General features: G+C 73.6%; 14 protein-coding genes. 13 read left to right on the top strand and 1 reads right to left on the bottom strand.

Going from position 1 to position 18,308, the window contains the following annotated elements; all coding sequences use genetic code 11:
* Positions 1 to 48 precede the first annotated feature (48 nt).
* Genes ABGB21_RS23650 through ABGB21_RS23635 form a run of 4 tightly spaced genes read left to right on the top strand, consistent with a single transcriptional unit; the run spans position 49 to position 7,734 of the window.
* On the top strand, positions 49 to 1,539 hold the full coding sequence (locus ABGB21_RS23650; RefSeq protein ID WP_347679575.1) for a SagB family peptide dehydrogenase: 1,491 nt from the start codon (positions 49 to 51) through the stop codon (positions 1,537 to 1,539).
* Positions 1,536 to 2,345, top strand: coding sequence for an HlyD family efflux transporter periplasmic adaptor subunit (locus ABGB21_RS23645; RefSeq protein WP_347656036.1), 810 nt, complete (start codon positions 1,536 to 1,538; stop codon positions 2,343 to 2,345). The genes ABGB21_RS23650 and ABGB21_RS23645 overlap by 4 nt, the downstream gene beginning before the upstream one ends.
* Positions 2,342 to 4,528, top strand: a complete 2,187-nt coding sequence (locus tag ABGB21_RS23640) for an NHLP family bacteriocin export ABC transporter peptidase/permease/ATPase subunit (protein WP_347679573.1) — start codon at positions 2,342 to 2,344, stop codon at positions 4,526 to 4,528. Before ABGB21_RS23645 ends, ABGB21_RS23640 begins: the two co-directional genes overlap by 4 nt.
* A gap of 29 nt (positions 4,529 to 4,557) precedes the next feature.
* Positions 4,558 to 7,734 carry an ATP-binding cassette domain-containing protein gene (locus ABGB21_RS23635; RefSeq protein WP_347656039.1) on the top strand — a complete coding sequence of 1,059 codons (3,177 nt, stop codon included), beginning with the start codon at positions 4,558 to 4,560 and terminating at the stop codon, positions 7,732 to 7,734.
* A 34-nt stretch (positions 7,735 to 7,768) separates the two neighbouring features.
* Here ABGB21_RS23635 and ABGB21_RS23630 read toward each other — a convergent pair whose 3' ends face one another.
* Positions 7,769 to 8,524 carry a MerR family transcriptional regulator gene (locus tag ABGB21_RS23630; protein WP_347656040.1) on the bottom strand — a complete coding sequence of 252 codons (756 nt, stop codon included), beginning with the start codon at positions 8,522 to 8,524 and terminating at the stop codon, positions 7,769 to 7,771.
* 317 nt (positions 8,525 to 8,841) lie between these two features.
* Between ABGB21_RS23630 and ABGB21_RS23625 the strand changes: the two genes are divergently transcribed.
* From ABGB21_RS23625 to ABGB21_RS23585, 9 genes are all read left to right on the top strand, one after another.
* Positions 8,842 to 9,207 carry a hypothetical protein gene (locus ABGB21_RS23625; protein WP_347656042.1) on the top strand — a complete coding sequence of 122 codons (366 nt, stop codon included), beginning with the start codon at positions 8,842 to 8,844 and terminating at the stop codon, positions 9,205 to 9,207.
* Between the two features lie 150 nt (positions 9,208 to 9,357).
* A complete protein-coding gene (locus ABGB21_RS23620) occupies positions 9,358 to 9,720 on the top strand; it encodes a hypothetical protein (RefSeq protein ID WP_347656044.1) in 363 nt (120 codons plus the stop codon).
* A gap of 127 nt (positions 9,721 to 9,847) precedes the next feature.
* Positions 9,848 to 11,032, top strand: coding sequence for a YcaO-like family protein (locus ABGB21_RS23615; RefSeq protein WP_347679571.1), 1,185 nt, complete (start codon positions 9,848 to 9,850; stop codon positions 11,030 to 11,032).
* On the top strand, positions 11,032 to 12,423 hold the full coding sequence (locus ABGB21_RS23610) for a TfuA-like protein (protein WP_347656047.1): 1,392 nt from the start codon (positions 11,032 to 11,034) through the stop codon (positions 12,421 to 12,423). The genes ABGB21_RS23615 and ABGB21_RS23610 overlap by 1 nt, the downstream gene beginning before the upstream one ends.
* Positions 12,424 to 12,648: 225 nt before the next feature.
* The gene (nhaA, locus tag ABGB21_RS23605) at positions 12,649 to 14,556 is read left to right on the top strand and encodes a Na+/H+ antiporter NhaA (RefSeq protein ID WP_347656049.1); all 1,908 of its coding nucleotides are present in this window, start codon (positions 12,649 to 12,651) and stop codon (positions 14,554 to 14,556) included.
* Positions 14,557 to 14,653: 97 nt separating this feature from the next.
* Positions 14,654 to 15,496, top strand: coding sequence for an MEDS domain-containing protein (locus ABGB21_RS23600; RefSeq protein ID WP_347679569.1), 843 nt, complete (start codon positions 14,654 to 14,656; stop codon positions 15,494 to 15,496).
* Entirely contained in the window at positions 15,496 to 16,470 is a 975-nt protein-coding gene (locus ABGB21_RS23595) for a sensor histidine kinase (RefSeq protein ID WP_347679567.1), read from the top strand. Before ABGB21_RS23600 ends, ABGB21_RS23595 begins: the two co-directional genes overlap by 1 nt.
* A gap of 32 nt (positions 16,471 to 16,502) precedes the next feature.
* Positions 16,503 to 17,300 carry a peroxide stress protein YaaA gene (gene yaaA / locus ABGB21_RS23590; RefSeq protein WP_347679565.1) on the top strand — a complete coding sequence of 266 codons (798 nt, stop codon included), beginning with the start codon at positions 16,503 to 16,505 and terminating at the stop codon, positions 17,298 to 17,300.
* Between the two features lie 11 nt (positions 17,301 to 17,311).
* The gene (locus ABGB21_RS23585) at positions 17,312 to 18,301 is read left to right on the top strand and encodes a methylenetetrahydrofolate reductase (RefSeq protein WP_347656056.1); all 990 of its coding nucleotides are present in this window, start codon (positions 17,312 to 17,314) and stop codon (positions 18,299 to 18,301) included.
* Positions 18,302 to 18,308: the final 7 nt, after the last annotated feature.

Raw genomic sequence — 18,308 nt, 5'->3', positions numbered from 1 at the left:
CTTTTCGTGTGAGGCGACGACCTCTGACCGACGGTGGGAGTGTGGAAGATGAGGGACCCCCACGACGCCGGGGCGGCCACCGACCGGCCCCGGGTCCGGGAGAGCTACCGGCTGCGGACCGACGCCCAGCTGCTCGCCGCCGACGGCGGACTGGCGTTACGGCAGACCCGGTTCCGGCTGCCGTTGGACAACCTCGGGGTCGGCGGCCGGGCACTGGTGCTCCGGCTCGCCGAACGGTGGGTCGACGACCTCGAACTGCACCGGCTGGTCAGCGGCCTGGAGGGGGAGGGACAGGTGCTCCGGGCCCAGGTCCTGTTACGTCGACTGGTCGCGCACTCCTGGCTGCGGCGCCGGCTGACGGTGGCGGACCGGGTGCTGCTCGACGTCGTACCCCGGGGACTCGGCGCCGGCAGTGCCCCGGTCTCCCGCCGCCACGATCCGGCGACCACGTACCGGCTGAGTCGGTTCGCGACGCTGTGCCCCGGCGACGACGGGCTGACCGCCCGGACCCCGCTCGGCCGGACCGTCCTCGACCGTCTCGACCCGGCCCTGGTCACCCTGCTCGGCCTGGCCGCCCGGGGCGTCACGCCGACCGATGCGGCGACCGCCCTCGACGTCGACGAGCAGACCGCCGGACGGGTCCTCGACGAACTGCTCACCGCGGGGATCCTGGGCACCGCCGCCGAGCGGGCCGAGGAGGAGACCGACCCCCGGTTGGCGTACTGGGCGACGGAGGAACTGGCGGTGCACGACCGGTCCCGCCCCGGCGGGCACGTGGCACCGGTCGGCGCCACCTACCCGTTCCGGGACACCTTCGCCCCGGCGCCGCTGCGCCGGGTCTTCCCGGGGGTCCGGACCGTGCCGCTCGCCGTACCGGACATGGAGCTGGCGGCGAAGCGTGACGACCCGCTGACCGAGGTGGTCCGGGCCCGACGCAGCATCCGGGAACACGACGACGCCAACCCGCTCACCGTCGACCAGCTCGCCGAGTTCCTCTACCGGGTGCAGCACACCATGCACCTGGGCGAGGCCGCCGGGCAGCAGGTGGGGCGGCGGCCGTACCCGACCGCCGGCAGCCTCTGCGAGCTGGAGATCTATCCGGTGGTGACCCGGTGCGCGGGGCTGGCCGCCGGGCTCTACCACTACGACGCGGTCGGGCACCGGCTGGAGCTGCTCGCCGAGCGCGCGGTGGTCGGCAGCAAACTCGTCGAGTACGCCCGCAGCGCCGGGGCGATGACCGCGCCACCGCAGGTGCTGCTCGTGGTCACCGCCCGGCTGGAGCGGTTGAAGTGGAAGTACGAGGGGCTGGCGTACCCACTGCTGCTCAAGGACGCCGGCGTGCTGACCGGCCTGATGTACCTGGTGGCGACCGCGATGGGACTGGCGCCGTGCGCGCTCGGCGCCGGCCAGTCCGCGGCCTTCGCCGACCTGGCCGGGGTCGATCCGCTGGTCGAGCCGAGCGTCGCCGACTTCCTGCTCGGCTCCTGCCGTGCCGCGACGGCCGCCGACGGATCCGGATCGCGGGAGGGACGGGCATGAAGTACCGACGGCAGGCGCTGCGCCGGCTCGACGCACCGGAGCAGTTGGACGAGGCGGTCCGGCTGGCCGGGGTGCCGACCTGGCTGACCGCGGTGGCGCTCACCCTGGCGGTCGGCTTCGCCGCCACCTGGTCCACCACCACCGAGGTACGGCGGGTGGTGGAGGCGGCCGGGGTGCTGATCCACTCTGCCGGGGTCTCCCCACTGGACGCCGTCGAGGGCGGCCAGGTGATGGAGGTGTGGGGGGCACTCAACCACCGGGTCGCCAAGGGCACCCCGCTGTACAGCCTGCGTACCGCCGACCAGCGGATCGTGATCGTCAACGCCCCCTGGGACGCGTACGTGGTCAGCTGGATGATCTCCGAGGGGCAGCTGCTGCAGCCCGGTACCCGGATCGCCGACATGGAACGGCTCGACTCGCCGGACGACAACCTCCAGGCGGTGGTCTACGTCGCCGCCTCCTCGGCACCGCTGCTGCGCCCGGGCAACCAGGTCGAAGTGGTCGCCGAGGCGGTGCCGAGCACCATCTTCGGCAAGCTGCGCGGCACCGTCGCCACCGTCGGCGCGTTCCCGGAGACCGAGGAGTCGCTGCGGGCGTTCCTCGGCAGCGGTGCCGACGTACGACGGCTGCTGGCCGGCGGCAGCGTGATCCGGGTCGCCGTACCGCTGGAACCCGACCCGGACTCCCCGACCGGGCTGAGCTGGTCGAAACAGTCCCCGCCGTTCCAGCTCAACTCGGTCAGCGCGGTGACCGCGAGCTTCACCGTCGCGGTCGAGCACCCGATCGACTGGTTGCTGAAGCGGTGACCGCGCCGACGATCGACCTCGGGGACGTCGCCGCCCCGACACCGCCCCGGCCGCGTCGGCGGCGGGTCCGCACCCCCACCCTGATCCAGATGGAGGCGGTCGAGTGCGGGGCCGCCGCGCTCGGCATCGTCCTCGGCCACCACGGCCGGCACGTGCCGCTGGAGGAACTGCGGGAGACCTGTGGGGTGAGCCGGGACGGCTCGACCGCGGCCAGCGTGCTCAAGGGTGCCCGCCGGTACGGCATGGAGGCCAGGGGCTTCCAGATGGAGATCTCCGGGCTGGCCGACGTACCGCTGCCGGCCGTGCTGTTCTGGCGCTTCGAGCACTTCCTGGTCCTCGAGGGACTCGGTTGCAAGGTCTGGCTCAACGACCCGGCGACCGGTCCCCGGGCGGTGAGCTGGGACGAGTTCGACGGCTCGTTCACCGGAATCGTGCTGACCATGCGTCCCGGGCCGGACTTCGCCCGGGGCGGCAGCCGGTTCCGGGTGCTGCGGGCGCTCGCCCAACGCTGGCGCAACCTTGGCTCGGTGCTGCCGCTGACCGTCCTGCTCGGACTGCTGATCGCGGTGGTCGGCCTGACCACCCCGGCGCTGGTCCGGGTCTTCGTCGACCGGGTGCTGCTGGCCGGCGACGACTCCGCGTTCGCCGGGCTGGCCGCCGCGATGGCGGTCGCGGTCGGCTTCACCCTGGTCGCCGGGCTGGTCCAGCAACGGCTGATGGTCCGCGCCGAGTCCGCGCTGGCGTTGTCGGCCAGTGCCCGGTTCTTCCGGCACCTGCTGCGGTTGCCGATCTCCTTCTTCAACCAGCGGCAGGCCGCCGACCTGGCCCAACGGGTCCGCGGCAACGAGGTGGTCGCCGAGGTGCTCACCCGACGGGTCGCCACCACCGTCGTCGACTGCGCGCTGGTCGGCGCGTACGGGATCCTGCTCTGCCAGTACGACCTGCTGCTCGGCCTCTGTGCGGTCGCCTTCGCCGGGCTCAACGTGCTGGTGCTGCGGCAGGTCTCGGCGACCCGGTCCACCGCGGTCGCCAGCCTGCAGGCCGACCGCGGCAAACTCTTCGCCAGCGTCTACACGAACATCCAGATGATCGAGACGATCAAGGCCGGTGGTGAGGAGGAGGTCGGCTACCAGCGGTTCGCGGCCCGGGGGGCGGCCGTCGCCTCCGGCCAGCAGCGGCTCGGGGTGCCGACCGCGGTGCTCTCCGTGGTGCCGGCCCTGCTGGCCGCGCTGAACACCGCCGTGCTGCTGATCCTCGGCAGCGAACGGGTGGTGGAGGGCGCGCTGTCGATCGGCGTACTCGTCGCGATGCAGGGCCTGGTCGCCGCGATGAACCGGCCGGTGGCCAACCTCACCGCGCTCGGCTCCCGACTGCAGGACATGAGCGCCGACCTGAACCGGCTGCGGGACGTGGAACGGTATCCGCTGCCCGCCCAGCCGGCACACGTCGGCCCACTCGCCCCGCTGGAGGGCCACCTGCGGATCGAGAAGCTGACCTTCGGCTACAACCCGCTGACCGCGCCGCTGCTCGTCGACTTCGACCTGGACGTGCCTCCGGGCAGCCGGGTCGCGCTGGTCGGCGGCTCCGGCAGCGGCAAGTCCACCATCGGCCGACTGGTCGCCGGCCTCTACCAGCCGTGGTCCGGGCGGATCACCGTGGACGGCCGGCAGCGGCTGGAGACCGACGTGGAACTCTGGGCCGCTACCGTGGCCATGGTCGACCAGGACCGGCTGCTGTTCGAGGGCACGGTCCGGGACAACGTCACCCTCTGGGACCCCACCATCGACGACCAGCAGGTGATCGCCGCGCTGCGGGACGCCGCCATCCTCGGCGAGGTCGCCGGCCGGCCGGGCGGGTTGGCCAGCCTGGTCAAGGAGGGCGGCCGGAACTTCTCCGGCGGGCAGCGGCAGCGGCTGGAGATCGCCCGGGCCCTGGTCCGCAACCCCCGGGTGCTGATCCTCGACGAGGCGACCAGCGCGTTGGACGCCGAGACCGAGCAGCTGATCGACCGGAACCTGCGCCGCCGGGGCGCCACCTGCCTGATCGTGGCGCACCGGCTGTCGACGATCCGGGACTGCGACCTGATCGTCGTCCTGGACCGGGGCCGGGAGGTCGAACGGGGCAGCCACGACGAGCTGATCGCCCGCAACAGCGCGTACGCGCGACTGGTCCGCGAGCACTGACGCGTCCACAGGAGAGGGCAGGGATCGCCGTGCACACCGTCAACGCGCGCAGGATCGCCGGCTGGGAGCGGCTGGTCGGCCTGGCCACCCCCGCACCGTCCGGCACGGTACGACTCGACGGCGGCCAGGCCGCGTACGTCGTACTCGGGGGCGAGGCGGACCTCTTCGCGGTGCGGGCGGACACCCCGGACGGCGGGGGCGGAGCCGCCGGAGCCGCCGACGAGAGCCCTGCCACGGTGCCCGTCTCCCGGCGGCACTTCGTTGCCCGGCTGCCCGAGCAGGCGATGGTGCCCAGCCCGGCGGTGCTCGGCCGGTGGCGGCTGATCCTCGTACCGCTGCCCGGCACCGAGATCCGCTGCCTCGACGAGCCGGGCCGGCGCCGGATCGAGGAGGCGGCCCGGGCCGACCCGGCCGAGGACGGCGCGGCCACCCAGACCGGGCGCGCCGCGGTCTTCGCGCTGGAGCGGGGGCTGACCGCGGTCGCCGACTCGCTGCGCCGGGGCCAGGCCCCCCGGACCGCCGCGACGCTGCGCCCCCGGGAGATCTCGTCGCTGGCCGGCGGCGCGACTCTGACCGGTGCCGCCGGCCTGTGGTGGTTGCGGATCATCGGCGGGACCGTGGTCCGCAACGACGGCGGTCCGGCCGACACCTGGGGCAACGACGGGCTGCTGCTGCTCGCCCGCCGGGACTGGATCTCGGCGCGGGCGGACTGCACCGTCGAGGCGCTCAGCGGCTGGCAACTGCTGCGGGCCGGGCAACTCTGGGACGCCCTCGACGACCACTTCGTCCGGCTGGTCGAGCTGATCGGGGTCCGGATCGCGGCGGCGGACGTGGACCTGGTCGCCGGGCTGGACCGGCGCAAGCGGGTCAACGCGGCGGTGGTGGCCGGCGCGGCCCGCCAGGCGTACGGCGTGGTCGGCGGCGGCGGCCGGGGCGCGCCGACCGCCGAGGTCGCCCACCTGGACCTCTACCAGCGGGTCGCCGCGGTGCTCCGGCTGCTCACCGCGGAGACCGGGGTGACGGTGAGCGAACCGGCCGACCGCCGACTGGCGGTCCCGGACGAACGGGAGGCGATCCGGGCGGTCGCCCGCAGCTCCGCCCTGCACCTGCGCGACGTACGCCTGCCGGCCCAGTGGTGGCGGCGGGACCTCGGCCCGCTGATCGGCTGGTGCCGGCCGGCGCCCGCCCCGGCCACGTCGGACGGGACACCGACCACGTCGGACGGGACACCGACCGCCGGTACGCCGGAGCCGGCCGTACCCGACGAGGCGGCGACCGACGACGAGCCGGGGCCGCCGACGGCGGTCGCGCTGGTGTTCCGGCGCGGTCGGTACCGGGCGGTCGACCCGCAGACCGGGGCCGCGGTGGTGATCGACGCCGCGCGGGCCGGTCGTTACGAACGCGCGGCCACGGTGATCCAGCTGCCGCTGCCGCAGCGGGCCGGGTTCGGGCACCTGATCCGGGCCGCGACCCGCAGCGGCCGCCGTGACCTGGTCGGCCTGTTCGGCGCGGCGGCGGTCGCCGCGACCCTCGGGCTCGCGGCACCGATCGTCACCGGCAAGGTCCTCGGCTCGGTAGCCAGCGACAACGCGTCGATCGGGCTGGTCCAGCTGGCCAGCGTGCTGGTCGCCTGCGCCCTGCTCGCCGCGCTCGCCGCGGTCGTGCAGAACCTGCGGCTGCTCCGGCTCGAGGGCCGGGCCGAGGTCGGCGCCCAGCTTGCACTCTGGGACCGGCTGATGCGGCTGCCGGTCCGGTTCTTCACCCGGACCTCCAGTGGGGAACTCGCCAACTCGATGCTCGGCGTCACCTTCGTCCGGGAGTCGCTCAGCGGCCTGGCCCCGGCCGCGGTCACCGCGCTGGCCACCGTCGTCGCCGACCTCGTGCTGCTGGCCGTGGTGAGCCCGCCGCTCGCGGCCGGCGGTCTCGCGATGGTCGCCCTCGCCGCGGCCTTCACCGCCGGTATCGGCCGGGCGGTGATCCGCCGGCAGCGTCGTGCGCTGCCCGCCGAGCACCGGGCCGCGGCCCGGACCAACCAGCTGCTCGGCGCGATCAGCAAGGTCAGGCTGGCCGGCGCCGAGGACCGCGCCTACAGCTGGTGGTCGGATGCCAGCTCCGCCGCCCGGGCCGAGCTGCAACGGGTACGCCGGGTGCAGGCGACCCTGGCCGCGGTCGCCGGCGCGCTGCCGATCGGCGGCATGCTGGCGATGTTCGCGCTGCTCGCCGGCCCGCTCGACGGCGCGGTCGACGCGGCCGGCTTCTTCGTCGTCAACCTGGCCTTCACGCTGCTGCTCGGCGCCCTGCTGGTGCTGGTGATGACCGGGGTCGAGGTGGTGGCCGCGGTGCCCCGGCTGGAGAACCTGCACGACATCCTGGCGGCCGAGCCGGAACGGCAGCCGCAGCGGACCGACCCGGGTGAGCTGCGGGGCGGGGTCGCGATGCGGGAGGTGACCTTCGGCTACCACCCGGACGCGCCGCCGGTCCTCGACGACGTCTCCTTCGAGGTGCAGCCCGGCGAGTTCGTGGCGATCGTCGGCCCGAGCGGCTGTGGCAAGTCGACCCTGCTCCGGCTGCTCCTCGGCTTCGAACAGCCGCGCAGCGGCGCCGTGCAGTACGACGGCCAGGACCTGACCGAACTCGACCTGCAGGCGGTACGTCGGCAGTGCGGGGTGGTCCTCCAGGACGGGATGCTCTTCGCCGGCACGTTGCGGGAGAACATCTGCGGCGCATCGAGCTTCACCCTGGACCAGGTCTGGGAGGCGGTCCGGCTGGCCGGCCTGGAGGAGGACATCGGGCAGCTGCCGATGGGGCTCGGGACGATGGTGCCGGTCGGCGGCGGCACCCTGTCGGTCGGCCAGCGCCAGCGGGTCCTGATCGCCCGGGCGCTGATCAACCGGCCCCGGATGCTCTTCTTCGACGAGGCGACAAGCGCGTTGGACAACCGGACCCAGGAGGTGGTGACAGCCAGCACCCGGGAACTCGCGGCGTCCCGGATCATCATCGCGCACCGGTTGTCGACGGTGATGGACGCGGACACCATCCTGGTGATGGACCGGGGTCGGATCGTGCAGCGCGGCAGCTACCGCAGCCTGATGATGGACGAGAGCGGGCTGTTCCACCGGCTCGCCTCCCGCCAGCTCCTGCAGGCCAGCTCCCAGGCGCTGGACACCCCGGAGGCGATGGACCGGGAGCTGGGCGGGGAGGGGTGAGCCGACCGGGGCGGGCCGGACCGACCCGCCCCGGTCAACCGTTGTCGACCGGCTGTCCGTCCTCGATCTGCAGGTCGAGGGCGACCGGTGCGGCGACGAACTCGGCGATCGCGGCCTCGCCCGAATTCTCGGCCACCACCCGGAACGCCTCGCTGAGCAGCCCGATCAGGCTGCGGGTCAACGCCGTCGTCTCCTGGTCCAACTGCTCCCACGAGGTCGCGGTCGGGCCGGTACGCCGCAGCGCCAGCATCCGGGTGCCGGTGCTGCGGACCACCTCCTCGGCGACCACCCGCAGCGTGTCCAGCACCTCGCCGAGCAGGGCCAGCGCGGCCGGGACCGGCACCCCGGCGTGCCGCAGTTCGAGGGCGGGCTGCACGGCCCGGGCCCGGGTGACCCGGATCGAACCGTCCCCGGTGCGCTCCAGCACGCCGTGCCGGGCCAGGGTGTAGACCAGCGAGGGATGGTCGGCGGCGAGCCGGGAGAGCGCGGCGGCGAGCGGCTCGGTCGGGGTCGCGGTGGGCCGGCGTACCCCGAGCATCGCCTCGATGGCGACCAGGTTGAAGCCCTGCCGCTGGAGCAGTTTGATGCTCTCCAGCCGGCGTACGTGCGCCGGCGTGTAGTAGGCGGTCCGGCCGACCCGGGTCGGCGGGGCGAGCAGCCCCCGGGCCTGGTGCGCCCGGATGTTGCGGGGCGACATGCCGACCGCCCGGGCGAGACCGTCGATCGTGTACCGCTCGGGGACCGGGGCGGCACCGGCGCGGTCGCCGACGGGGGACAGGCTCGCCGTCATGGCACTCCTCGGGTCGCGCGGGCGATGCGAACCTATCAATGCGTACGGCCGACGGGTATAGGTGAAACTACTACTGCCGGGCGCCGGTCCGAATCTCGTACAATCCGAGCACGGACGACCCGTGTGGTATGTGCGTGGGCGGAGTGGGATCCGACACCGATTCGTGCCACGCGTCGCGTCGTCGTGGACCGTATTCGTGCCGTCCGGTCTCTTCTCTGGCGCGTCTCCACCATCTGGTCGCAGTATTTTCCGTGCCGGCCGTACCCATTTTCGTCACGGCTGGCGGCGTATCCGAAACGGTCCAAGGAGGACAACTGATGGCGCCGAAGGACAGGGCGATGTTCATCGCCGCGTACAGCAGGCTGGTCGCCGAGGTCTGGGCCGACCCGGCGGCCGAGCGGCAGCTCACCGACGACCCGCGGGGCCTGCTCGCCCAGCACGGCCTGCCGGTGCCGGAAGGGGTCGAGATCCGCGTCGTACGGGAGACGGCGGATGCCGAGCCCAACATCGACGTCCAGGTACGGGCCTGGGAGGCCGCCGTGGACAGCGGTGTCCTCACCCTGTTCATCCCCCGCGTCGAGCCGCTCGCGCCGGGGGAGCTCGACGAGGACGAACTGGACCGGGTGGTCGGCGGAATTGACGCGAGTTGCGCCTGCTGCTGCCCGTGCTGCAGCACGACCTGACGATTTCACGGATCAGTGGCAGCAATGACCCGTGCCGGCTCGGAACGATGTAAACCGCACCCGTTTCCTTGAGTCGGCGATTCCGTCGCTTGTACGTTTTCGACATCAGCCGGGACTGCCAGTCGTCAATCCCTGCGGAAAGGAAGCGCCGTGAGTGCCGAACAGGAAGAGTTCCTGAGCAAGTACACCACCATCATGGGCAAGGTGTGGCAGGACGAGGCGGAGGAGCGCAAGCTGCTCGCCAACCCGAAGAAGTACGCGATCGAGGCCGGCCTGCCGGTGACGCCGGACGCCGAGGTGGTCCTCGACCGCAGCCAGGCCGACGGGCTGTTCGCCTCGGCGCAGCTGGTCGACGACTGGAACAGCACCCCCGGTCGGCACATCCTGCACGTGCCGGCGGCTCCGCTGGTCGACCTCAGCGAACTCGACGAGAAGGAGCTGGAGACCGTCGCGGGCGGTGGCGCCGCCGCCGACGCGCCGGTCGTCATCATCGCCTGCTACGTCAGCACCTGATCGACCACGCGTCACCGGACGGCTCGACACCGGCGGCCCGGGCGGCTCACCACCGCCCGGGCCGCCCGGTTTCCGCCACCGGTGACGGTGACGGGCCGGTCGGGGTCGGGTGTGGAGAGGAGCCGAGATGTCGTACGAGCGGGGAGCGGCGGTGGCGGTGGCGCCGCCCGGCACCGGGCCGGTGACCAGTCCGTTCCGCAGCGCGAGCCCGGAGCAGACCCGGGAGCGGGTCCGGCCGGTCCTGTCCCGGTTCGGGATCACCCGGGTCGCGGACGTGACCGGCCTGGACGAGATCGGACTGCCGACCTGTGTGGCGTACCGGCCCTGCGGGCGGACCCTGTCGGTGAGTCTGGGCACCGGACTCGACCCCGTGCAGGCGTGGGTCAGCGCCGCGATGGAGAGCATCGAGACCTGGCACGCCGAGAACGACCGGCTGACGGTCGTGGCCCGGGGCGCCGCCCGTGACGTCGGCGTCGGGTACGACGTACGCGCGCTGAAGCTGGCGCAGCGCTCCCCGCTGACCGACACGACGGTGCTGGACTGGGTCGTCGGCCGGGGCCTGCTGACCGGGGCCACCTACCTGGCGCCGATCGACCTGGTCCGGCTCGACTTCACCGGCGTGCTGCCCTGGCACGACGTGCTGTTCCACCCCAGCAGCAACGGCCTGGCCACCGGCAACACCGCCGCCGAGGCGACCCTGCACGCCCTGCTCGAGATCATCGAACGGGACTCGATCACCCCGTACTGCACCACCCCGCTCGCCGAGCGCCGGTACGTCGACCCGGAGACCGCCCGCCACCCGGTCGCCGAGGCGGTACTCGCCGCGCTGCGCGGCGCCGGCTGCTGGGTGGAACTGGTCGAGGCGACCGGCCGGCTGGGCGTGCCCACCTACGCCTGCTCGATCTGGTCACCGGACCTGCCGATCGTCTGCGGCGGTTTCGGCTGCCACCTCGACGCCGGGCTCGCCGCGGCCCGGGCGATGGCCGAGGCCGCCCAGTCCCGGCTCGCCGTCGTCTCCGGGGCCCGGGACGACATCGACGCGGCGCACTACGTCACCGCCGACCCGCTGGCCAACCCGAACGTGCACCGCCGGACCCTCGGCCCGGTGACCGGCTCGGTCGACGTCGGCGGCCACGACGTCGAGGCGACGGTACGACACTGCGCACGGCGGATCATGGACGTCACCGGCATGGAACCCTTCGTGGTCGACATGACCCGGGCCGACGTCGGCATCCCGGCCAGCAAGGTGATCGCGCCGGGGCTCGACTTCTACACCCTGCACGAGATGTCCCGACGGCCGGGAGAACACTGATGCCCCACGACTACGTCTTCGTCGGTCCGACCCTGCCGGCGGCCGAGGTCACCGCGCTGCTGCCCGGCGCCACACCGCTGCCGCCGATCCGGCACGGCGACCTGCTCCGGCTCGCGCCCCGCGCGAACGACCGGGTGCTGATCATCGACGGGTTGTTCCTGCTCACCGCCCCGATTCGGCACAAGGAACTGCTCGACGCCCTGGACCGGGGAGTCGTCGTCGCCGGCAGCAGCAGCATGGGCGCGCTGCGCGCCGCCGAGCTGTGGCCGTACGGGATGCGGGGGGTCGGCCGGATCTTCGAGTTCTACCGGGACGGCGTGGTCACCGACGACGACGAGGTGACCATCGTGCACGGGCCGGCCGACGAGGGCCACCGTCCGCTCAGTGAACCGCTGGTCAACCTGCGGGTCTCGCTCGCCGCCGCGGTCGACGCCGGGGTGCTCGACCGGGCTGGGGCGCACGCCCTGCTCGACTGTGCCCGGCAGGTGCCGTTCCGGGCCCGGGGGCCCCGGATGTTGCGGCGTCGGGCGTACGCGGCGGGGCTGCGGGACAGCCACGACCGGTACGCCGCCTGGGCCGCGGCGCACCCGATGGACGCCAAGGCCGACGACGCCCGGGAACTGCTGCGGCTGGCGGCGGCCGGGGACCCGCGGCTGCGCCCACGGGACGAGGCCGACACCCCGATCGAGTCGGTCGGCACGGTCTTCTTCGAGGCGTGGCGGACCCGGCACCACGGTGCGACGGTCGGGGAGCGCTGGGTGAACGACGCCAAGGTGATCAACGCCCTGATGATCCTGCATCCCGAGTTCCCGGTCCTGCACCGCCGGCACGTCCTGCGACTGCTGGTCGGCGCCGATCCACGGACTCCGCTGCCGGAGGTCGAACGTCGGGCCCTCGACCTGGCCCGGCAGCGGGGGCTGACCGACGAGGGGATCGCCGGATCGGGCTGGCTCACCACCGACGAGCGGGACCTGCCGGCGGCCGAGGCGATGCTGCGGGTGCTGGTCCGCGCGTTCGGCACGGTCAACAGCAAGGTCCTGCCGTACCGCTGTCTGCCGCCGGAGCTGACCGGCCCGGAGGTGCGGGAGCGGACCCGCCGGATCGTCGCCTCCGCGCTGCGGCTCACCGACCGGCTGCCGCATCCCGACCCGCACCGGCCGCTGTTGCGGCTGCGCTACCGGCCGGCGGTGGTCGACGAGGTGCTCTGCCGGTTGTGGGGGTGCCGTCCGGAGACGCTGGAGGCGGCCGGCTGGGACCGCGGATTCGGCGACCTGGGGTGGCTGCGCGGCAACGCCGAGCCGCTGGTCTCCTGGCTGAAGGTGGCCACCGCCCGGCCCGAACCGCGGTATCCGCCGACCGGCACGGCAGAACCGACGCTCGTCCCGGGCTGACCGCCGTCCGGCCTGACCGCCGTCCGGCCTGACCGCCGTCCGGCCTGACCGCCGTCCGGCCTGACCGCCGTCCGGCCTGACCGCCGTCCGGCCTGACCGCCGTCCGGCCTGACCGCCGTCCGGCCCGGCCACCGCCCGGTCCGCCGGGATTCGCTGGAACCGTCCGGAACCCCAGGATGCCCGTGATACACCTCGGGGAGGCGACCGGGGGCGGGTGGAGCGTCGGTGACTGGATCTCCTTCGTCCGGGATGCGTGGGCGGACGGTGTGGCGGGACGACATCTCCGCCCCGCTGCGCCGGTTCCTGCGCACCGAGTCGGGCAGCGCGGGCATCCTGGTGGCGGCGATCGTCGCGGCCCTGGTCTGGGCGAACGTCGACAGCCACTCGTACGAGACGCTGTGGGGGACCGACCTGTCGATCCGGCTCGGCAGCGTCGGCGTCACCCAGGACCTGCGCACCTGGGTCAACGAGGGGCTGATGACGTTCTTCTTCCTCGTCGTCGGCCTGGAGGCCCGCCGCGAGTTCGACCTGGGAGACCTGCGGGACCGGCGACGGTTCGTGCTGCCGCTCGTCGCCGGCCTGGCCGGCATGGTGATCCCGGTACTGATCTACCTGCTGCTCAACCGGGGCGGCGCCGGAGCGCACGGCTGGGGGGTGGCGATGTCCACCGACACCGCGCTCGCCCTCGGCCTGCTCGCCCTGCTCGGTCGCAACGTCCCCCAGCAGGTACGGGTCTTCCTGCTCACCGTCTTCGTGGTCGACGACCTGGTCGCGCTGGTCGTGATCGGGGTCGTCTACAGCGAGAACGTCAAGGTGACCCCGCTCGTGGTCGCGGTGGTGATGTTCGCGGTGCTGCTCGGGCTGCGCCTGCTCGGGGTCCGGCGCGGGCTCCTCTACCTGCCGTTCGGTGTCGCCCTGTGGGCGGCGCTGCTGGCCGGCGGGGTGGAACCGGTGGTCGCCGGTCTCGCCCTCGGGCTGATCTCCTCCGCCTACACCCCGAACCGCGGGGCGCTGGAACGGGCCAGCGAACGCTTCCGGCTGTTCCGCGAACAGCCGACCCCGGAGCTGGCGCACTCCGCCGCCTGGGGGCTGGCCCGGTCACTGTCGCCCAACGACCGGCTCCAGCGGATCTACCACCCGTGGGCGAGCTACGTGATCGTCCCGATCTTCGGCCTGGCCAACGCCGGGATCAGCCTCGGCGGGGGGTTCCTCGCCCACGCCTTCACCGCCCCGGTCACCCTCGGCATCATCCTCGGCTACGTCCTCGGCAAGCCGATCGCGGTGGTCGGGATCGCGTGGCTGCTGAGCCGGCTCACCCGGGGCCGGATCCGCCCGGCGGTCGGCTGGGCGGCGGTGCTCGGCAGCGGCACCATCGCCGGCCTCGGTTTCACCGTCTCACTGCTGATCGCCACCATCGCCTTCGACGGTCCCCGGCTCGCCGAGGCGAAGGTCGGGGTGCTGAGCACCGTGTTGATCGCGTCCCTGGTCACCTGGGTGGTGTTCCGGATCACCGCGGCCCTGCCGTTGCCCCGGCGGGCCCGTGCCCTGCTCGGCGACGTCGACCAGCTCGTCGACCTGGTACCGCCGGTCGACCCGGACCGGGACCACGTGCGGGGGCCGGCGACGGCCTCGGTCACCATCGTCGAGTACGGCGACTTCCAGTGCCCGTACTGCGGGCAGGCCGAGCCGGTGGTCCGGGAACTGCTCACCGACGCCGACCTGCGCTACGTCTGGCGTCACCTGCCGCTCTCCGACGTCCACCCGCAGGCCCGGCTCGCGGCGGCGGCGGCCGAGGCGGCGGCGGCCCAGGGCGCCTTCTGGCCCATGCACGACCTGCTGCTCGACCACCAGGACGCGCTGACCGCCGACGACCTGATCGGGTACGCCGACGAACTCGGCCTCGACCGGGACCGGTTCTCCGCGGACCTGCTCGGCGGCGCCCACGACGACCGGATCTCCGACGACATCGACTCGGCCGACGTGAGCGGGGTCTCCGGCACACCGACGTTTTTCATCAACGGCCGCCGCCACTACGGCGCGTACGACATCGGGACCCTGACCAGGGCGATCAAGACGGCCCGGGCCCGGGCCCGGATCCAGGCCGCCCGGCGTCGGAGCGGCGACGGGCGGTGACGCGGTTCGTCGGCAACCCGCCCGACCCACCAGATCCACCCGGTGCCGCCGGTGGCGCCGACTGGGCCGACCAGCCCGGCCGACATATGCTCGGCACATGGGGCCGATCAGGATGACCGGCGGTCTGGCGCCGTCTCCGCCTCACCGGCACGTCTGCTGGTCCTACGACAACCCCGCCGCGTTCGACGCCCGGGCCCGCGAGTTCCTGGCCGAAGGGCTCGCCGCCGGTGAACGGGTCTGGTATGTCGGGCCGGAGGAGCCGGACCGGCTGGTCGAACGGATGCGCGACATCCCCGGGTTCGCGGACGCGCTCGGTCGCGGCGCCGCCCGGGTCGTCTCGTCGACCACCGCGTGCGCCGACCGGGTGGTCGACCCGCCGGCGCAGGTCGCCGCCTACACGGCCGCCACCGACGAGGCCCTGGCCAGCGGCTACACCGGGTTCCGGGTGGTCGCCGAGGTGACCTCGCTGGTCCGGACCCCGACCCAGCTCGCCGCCTTCTCCCGGTACGAGCATCTCGTCGACCGCTACATGCGGGTCCGCCCGATGTCGGCGATGTGTGCCTACCACCGCCCCGAGTTGGGCGACCGGGCGATCGCCGAGCTGGCCTGTCTGCATCCGCAGACGAACGCCGAGGACGTCCTGTTCCGGTTGCACGCCTGTACGCCCGACGAGGGCGTCGCCGCGCTCCGGGGAGAGGTGGACAAACTGCACCAGGAGCTGTTCGTGACCGCGCTGGAGCGCGCCGACCTGGCACCGGTCGACGGTGAGTTGGTGGTGCAGGCCCACGACCTGCGGTTCGTCGACCACCGCTGCCTACTGCAGTTGCGGGAGTACGGCCGCCGACGCGGCGCCGAGGTGGTGTTGCGCGGCGGTCGGACCTCCGCCGCCCGCCTGGTCGACCTGCTCGGCCTGACCGGCATCCGGGTGGCGGCGGTCTGATGAGGACCGGCGCCGCAGCAAGGCACGACGGCTACTACCACGAGGCCGTGACGTACGCCTCGCCCGAGGAACTGCTCGCCGTCGCGGTGCCGTTCCTGCTCGGCGGGGTCGAGGCGGGCGAGCCGACGGTGGTCGCCTTCGGTGAGCGGAACGCGGCACTGCTCCGGGCCGTGCTGCCGGCCGACTCGGGGGTGTCGTTCCTCTCCGGCGGGGACGTGTACGCCCGTCCGGCCGCCGCGATCCGGTCGTACCGGGAACTGCTCGCCTCGTACGTGGCCGGAGGCGCCGGCCAGATCCGGATCATCGGCGAACTGGACCCGGTGGTGTTCGGCCCGACCTGGGACTGGTGGGCCCGCTACGAGTCGGCGATCAACCACGCCTACGACGACTTCCCGCTCTGGAGCATGTGCGCGTACGACACCCGGATCACCCCCGATCCGGTGCTCGAGGACGTGCTGCGCACCCATCCCCGGGTCGCCACGGCCGACGGCCGGCACGTGCCGAGCGTCGGCTACGTCGAGCCGAAGGCGTACCTCACCGAGCGGCGGTCGGTGCCGCCGGATCCGTTGCAGGCGACGACACCGCTGGTCGAGTTGACCGACCCGACCCCCGCCGAGGCCCGGCACGCGGTCCAGGGCGCCGACCGGGGACAGGTGCCGGCCGACGAGGTCGAGGACCTGGTCGTCGCGGTCAGCGAGACGGTGACGAACGCGCTGCGGCACGGCGAGCCGCCGGCCCGGTTCCGGATCTGGACCGGGGACGACCGGATCGTGGTGGAGATCAGCGACACCGGCGACGGGCCGGACGACCCGTTCGTCGGTCTGCTGCCGACCGGTGACGGCGCCCGGGGCGGGCTCGGCCTCTGGATCACGTACCAGGCCTGCAACCATGTGGCGTTGAGCCGGGAGCGGGGCGCCTTCACCCTGCGGCTGACCGCCGGCAACCCGCACGGGCCGGGCCGCCCGGTCGGCTGACCCCAGGACGGGGCTGCGTAGGCTTGCCGGTTGTGCTGATCCTGTTGCCGCCCTCGGAGGGAAAGACCGCCCCGACCACCGGCGGCCGGGCCGAGCTGGCCGGGCTGGTCCGGCCGGACCTGACCGCCGCCCGGGAGCGGGTGCTGGACGCGCTGGGCCAGCTCTGCTCCGGCGCCGACCGGGAGCGGAGCCGGGCGGTACTCGGGCTGAGCCTGGGGCAGGACCCGGAACTGGACCGTAACGCCGCACTGCGGTCCGCGCCGGCCCAGCCGGCGGGCCGGATCTACACCGGGGTGCTCTACGACGCCCTCGACCTGTCGGGCCTCGGCGGGTCCGCCCGCGACCGGGCCCGGCGCGACCTGCTGGTCTTCTCCGGGTTGTGGGGCGTGCTGCGGGTGGCGGACCGGATTCCGGCGTACCGGCTCTCCGGCGGGGTCACCCTGCCCGGGGTGGGCGGGCTGGCCTCGTACTGGCGGAAGCTGCTCGGCCCGGTGCTGCCCGAGCTGGCCGGCGGCGGCCCGGTCCTGGACCTGCGCTCCAGCGGGTACGCGGCGATGTGGCGGCCGACCGGCCCGGTCGCCGAGCGGACGGTGACCGTACGGGTCCTGCACGAGCAGGTCGTCGGCGGGGTGGCCCGGCGGTCGGTGGTCAGCCACTTCAACAAGGCGACCAAGGGGCGGCTGGTCCGCGACCTGCTCTGCGCGGGTCCGGCGCCGCGCACCCCGGCGAAACTGGTCGAGGCGCTGCGGGACCTGAAGTACACCGTCGAGGAGCAGCCGGTCGCGGCCGGCCGGCCGCGTCAGCTCGACGTGGTCGTCACGGAGCTGTAACCCTGATGGGCATGCCGGACCACTCCGAAGACCACCCGACGGTTCCGGACGACGCCACGCCGCCCGGCCGTCGACCGCCGCTGCGGACGATGCTCGCGCAGGCGCGCACCGGCATCCTGCTCTTCGCGGTCACCCCGCCCCGGCGCAGCGCCTCCGCCGAGCAGATCGCGGAGGTGGCCCGGGTCACCGTCGGCCGGCTGGCGCCACTGGACCTGGACGGGCTGGTCCTCTACGACATCGACGACGAGAGCGACCGGAACCCGGCCGACCGCCCGTTCCCGTACCTGCCGACGATCGACCCGGCGGTCTTCCACGCCGACCATCTCGGCGACTGGCGACGTCCCGTGATCGTCTACCGCTGCGTCGGCAAGTATCCGGAACCCGAGCTGGCGCGGTGGCTCGGCGGGGTCGACGCCGACCGGGTGGCCGGCGTTTTTGTCGGCGCCTCGTCCGGGCAGAAGACCGTGCACACCCGGCTGCGGCGGGCCCACGAGCTGCGCCGGGAACTGCGGCCCGAGCTGCCGCTCGGCGCGGTCGCGATCACCGAGCGGTACAGCCGGAGCGGGGACGAGCACCTGCGGATGCTGGCCAAGCAGGAGGCCGGCTGCGACTACTTCGTCACCCAGGTGGTGTACGACGTCTCCGCGACCAAGAGCCTGCTCTCCGACTACCGCTACGCCTGTCGGGAACGGGGCCTGGCCCCCCGCCCGGTGATCCTCACCCTCTCGGTCTGCGGCTCGCTGAAGACCCTCGCCTTCCTGCAGTGGCTCGGTGTCGAGGTGCCCCGCTGGCTGGAGAACGCCCTCCGGCACGCCGAGGACCCGCTCACCGAGTCGTACGAGCAGTGTCTGGCGACCGCCGCCGAGCTGATCGCCTTCTGCCGGCGGCTCGGTCTGCCGTTCGGCTTCAACGTGGAGAGCGTCTCCATCCGGAAGGTGGAGATCGACGCCGCCGTCACGCTCGCCGCCGAGCTGCGCCGGATGCTCGCCGCCGCCGGCTGAGCATCCG

It is taken from the genome of Plantactinospora sp. B24E8 (assembly GCF_039871735.1).
GTDB lineage: Bacteria > Actinomycetota > Actinomycetes > Mycobacteriales > Micromonosporaceae > Plantactinospora.
This window is presented reverse-complemented; position numbering and strand designations above follow the sequence as displayed.